Genomic DNA, 4,170 nt, shown 5'->3' on the forward strand with positions numbered 1-4,170 from the left:
AGGGCGGGCGCGCCGATCAGGTCGCGCTCATCTACGACAGCCCGATCACCGGCAAGCAGGAAAAGTACACCTTCGCTGAGTTGCAGGACCGCGTCTCCTGCACCGCGGGGATGCTCAAGGCGCTCAATGTGGAAAAGGGCGACCGCGTCATCATCTATATGCCCATGGTTCCCCAAGCGGTGTTCGCCATGCTCGCCTGCGCGCGCATCGGCGCGGTGCATTCGGTGGTCTTCGGCGGCTTTGCCCCCAAGGAACTGGCCACGCGCATCGATGATGCCAAGCCCAAGGCCATTCTGACCGCCTCGTGCGGTGTGGAGCCCGGCCGCGTCGTGGACTACAAGCCGCTGCTCGACGGAGCGGTGGAACTGGCAAAGCACAAGCACGAGATCTGCGTCGTTCTCCAGCGCGAGCAGAAGCCCTGCCCGCTCAAGGAAGGGCAGGACCTGAATTGGGATGAGCTCTATGCGAAGGCGGAGCCCGCCGACTGCGTAAGCGTCGCCGCCACCGACCCGCTCTACATTCTCTACACCTCCGGCACGACCGGCATTCCCAAGGGCGTCGTGCGCGACAACGGGGGTCACGCCGTGGCCATGCAGTGGAGCCTCGAAAACGTCTACGGCATGAAGCCCGGCGAGACGTTCTGGGCCGCATCCGACATCGGCTGGGTGGTGGGGCACTCCTACATCGTCTACGCGCCGCTCATTACCGGCTGCACGACGATCCTCTTCGAAGGAAAGCCCGTGGGCACGCCGGACGCCGGCACCTTCTGGCGCGTGATTTCCGAGCACAACGTGAGCGCGCTGTTCACAGCCCCGACGGCCTTCCGCGCGATCAAAAAGGAAGACCCCAATGGTGAGTTCATCGACAAGTACGACCTGAAGTGCCTGCGCACGCTCTTTCTTGCGGGCGAACGCGGCGATCCGCCCACCATCGAGTGGGCGGAAAATCATCTCAAGGTTCCGGTCATCGACCACTGGTGGCAGACCGAGACCGGCTGGGCCATTGCCTCGAACTGCATGGGGATCGAGCAGTTCCCCGTCAAGAAAGGCTCACCCACCAAGGCGGTGCCCGGTTACGACGTGGTCTGCCTCGACGAAGGCGCGCACCCGGTCAAACCCGGCGAGACCGGCGCGCTGTGCGTGGAGCTGCCGCTGCCGCCCGGCTGTCTGCCCACCCTCTGGCACAATGACGAGGGCTTTAAACACGCCTACCTCGAACAGTACCCGGGTCACTACATGACCGCCGACGCGGGCTACATCGATACCGACGGCTACATCTGGGTGATGAGCCGCACCGACGACATCATCAACACGGCCGGTCACCGGCTCTCCACCGGTGCGATGGAGGAAGTGCTCGCCGCCCATCCCGACGTGGCCGAGTGCGCCGTCATCGGCGTGGCCGATCACATGAAGGGCCAGGTGCCCGTCGGTTTCGTCGTGCTCAACGCCGGCGCCAACCGCAACGAGGAAGAGATTCAGAGCGAGCTCGTCGCCATGGTGCGCGAAAAGATCGGCCCGGTCGCCGCGTTCAAGAAGGCCGCCGTGGTGGCACGCCTTCCCAAGACACGCTCGGGCAAGATCCTGCGCGGCACCATGCGCAAGATCGCCGACGGCATCGAATACAAGATGCCCGCCACGATCGACGATCCCGCGAGCCTCGAGGAAATCACGCAGACCATCTCCCACATGGGACTGGAGAAGCACGGATGAGCTTCCCCATTTCCGACGAGCAGCCCCATCAGCCCGGCTCCCACGAGTTCTGGAACGAGTCGTTCTATTTCAACTTCTTCGACAACGACGCGGGCTGGGCGGGCGCGACGCGGATCGGATTCTCGCCGAACCGTGGCAATGCCGACGGGTTCATCTGTCTGTATTTTCCAGATGGCGGCGGAGGCTTCGTGCGGAGCTGGCGTCCGCTCTCGGGCCGGAGCGAGGACGTCGAGGTCGCCCCCTTTCGCTACGAAATGATCGAGCCCTTCAAGACCTGGCGTGTCAGCTACGAGGGACCGGTCTTCTACTTCGAAGACACCGCGATGATGTCGGACTTCTTCCGCACGCATCTCTCGGCGCTGCCAACACGCCAGATGAAACTCGACCTAACCTTCACCTCCCGCCACGAGGCCTACGACTTCCATGCCTCGGGCAAGCGCAAGCTGCTGCCGGGTGCGAAGATCCTGGGCAAGCTGCGTCCGGACTACCTCATTCCCCACTGGAACGGCGGCGTGCACGCCGCGCGCTCGATCCGCGCCATGTCCGGGGCGAGCCACTACGAACAGGCCTGCCACTTCGAGGGCACCATCGCCATCGATGACAAGGAAGAGAAGATCTCCGGCACCGGGCAGCGCGATCACAGTTGGGGCGTGCGTGACATGCGCGTGCCCACCAACTGGCGCTGGTTCTCCTGCCAGTTCGGCGATGAGCTGGCATTCAACGCCACCCGCGTCGAAGTTCTCGGCCTCGAAGCGGTCGGCGGCTACGCCTACTACCAGGGCAGGGCCCAGGGCCTCAAGAGCTGGGACCTCGAAGTGCTGCGCCCCTCCGCCGACGGTCGCTGGGCGCAGGAGGCAAAGCTGCAACTGCAACTCGAGAGCGGCGAGCGCTTTACCTTTGCCATTGAAGCGCTTACGAACCTGCCCGTGGCGATCGCCACCGAGGGCGTGTGCACCGTCGTCAACGAGGCGCGCGCCCGCTTCCGCTGGGAAGAAACCGGCCGGGAAAGCTACGGCATCTCTGAATTCATGGAGCAACTCTACCCGTGATCGTTGGACTCGACTCCGGCAGCGCAAGGGACATCACACTCACCGGCGGCAAGGGCAGCGAACTGGCCGCGCTCGTCTCGCGCGAGCTGCCCGTGCCCGAGGGCTTTGTCGTCACGACCGATGCCTTCGCCGATTTTGGCGAGACATTCGACCTGCAGCTTCGCCTGGAGCGCCTGCTGCGTGACGCAAGTGACTTCGAGGCGATCGCCGAAAAAGCGGAGCCCCTGCAGGAGCAGATTCGCAATGCGGAGCTGCCCTCCGACGTGCGCGCGGCGCTCGCGACCTGGCTCAAACACTTCGAGGATCGCATCGGAAGCGAGTGCCGCTGGGCGGTGCGCTCATCGGCCGTTGCCGAGGATCTCGAAGGCGCAAGCTTCGCCGGCCAATACGACACGGTGCTCGGCGTGCGCGGCATCGACGAGGTCGCCCGCGCGCTGCTGCGCTGCTGGGCATCGTTTTTGAATCCCCACGCCCTGCAATACCGGCGCGACAGGAACATCAGCGAATACCGCGCCGCCGTGGTGGTGCAGCGCCTCGTGTCCGCCGACGCCGCCGGCGTGTGCTTCTCGGTCAATCCCGTGGACGGCAACCGCGACCACGTCGTCATCAACGCCAACTACGGCCTGGGTGAGTCGGTCGTGGGCGGGCTCGCAACGCCCGATACCTTCATCCTCGACAAGCAGGACCGCGTCATTGTCTCCAGCACCATCGGCAGCAAGGAAGTGATGACCGCGCTCGTCGACGGCGGCAGCGCCGAGCAGCCCGTGCCCGAAGACAAGCGCAACAAGCCCTGTCTGAGCGCCCACGAAGCCGCGCTCGTTGCGAGCCTCGCCATCCAGATCGAGGCGCAGGAAGCGCGCCCCGTGGACATCGAGTGGGCCATCCAGGACGGGCGCGTCTACCTTCTGCAATCGCGACCGATCACGACCCTGCCCGACGCGCCGCTCGGCACAGGGCCTGAAAGCCGGCCGCCCGAGGGCTGGGTCCCCGAGATGAACACGCCCATCGACCCGCGCTGGCCGATGTATTCCAACGGCAACATTTCCGAGGTGCTGCCCGGCGCGATCACCCCGCTCTCGTGGAGCTTCGTCGGGCCGGTCATCGAGCATTCTTTCCGCGCGCAGATCCTGAACTTCGGTGCCATGCCCGATCCGGGGCCCGAGCACCGCGTGCTGGGCTTCTTCTATCACCGCCCCTACATCTGCATCTCCTACCTGGCCGAGGCCGCCGGCAAGACGCCGGGCCTGAGCCCGGACACCATCTACGAGGAATTCGTCGGCAAACCTGAGCAACACACGCCCGGCTTCTCGCTCTCGGATCTCTCGCCGCGCGGGCTGCGGATTCTTGGCCGCGTGCTCGCCACGGTGGGCTCGCGCCTGCGCACGCTCACAAAGGATGCGCAGAAAGTGACG

At 65.2% G+C, this 4,170-nt stretch carries 3 protein-coding genes; all 3 read left to right on the forward strand.

Going from position 1 to position 4,170, the window contains the following annotated elements; translation table 11 throughout:
- The coding region (locus KDH09_17270; GenBank protein ID MCB0221451.1) for an AMP-binding protein at nucleotides 1-1,709 on the forward strand (1,709 nt) is incomplete at its 5' end.
- A complete protein-coding gene (locus KDH09_17275) occupies nucleotides 1,706-2,758 on the forward strand; it encodes a hypothetical protein (GenBank protein MCB0221452.1) in 1,053 nt (350 codons plus the stop codon). The genes KDH09_17270 and KDH09_17275, both read left to right, overlap by 4 nt.
- A partial coding sequence (locus tag KDH09_17280) for a hypothetical protein (protein ID MCB0221453.1) occupies nucleotides 2,755-4,170 on the forward strand: 1,416 nt, incomplete at its 3' end. The genes KDH09_17275 and KDH09_17280, both read left to right, overlap by 4 nt.

The organism is Chrysiogenia bacterium, from assembly GCA_020434085.1.
Taxonomy (GTDB): domain Bacteria; phylum JAGRBM01; class JAGRBM01; order JAGRBM01; family JAGRBM01; genus JAGRBM01.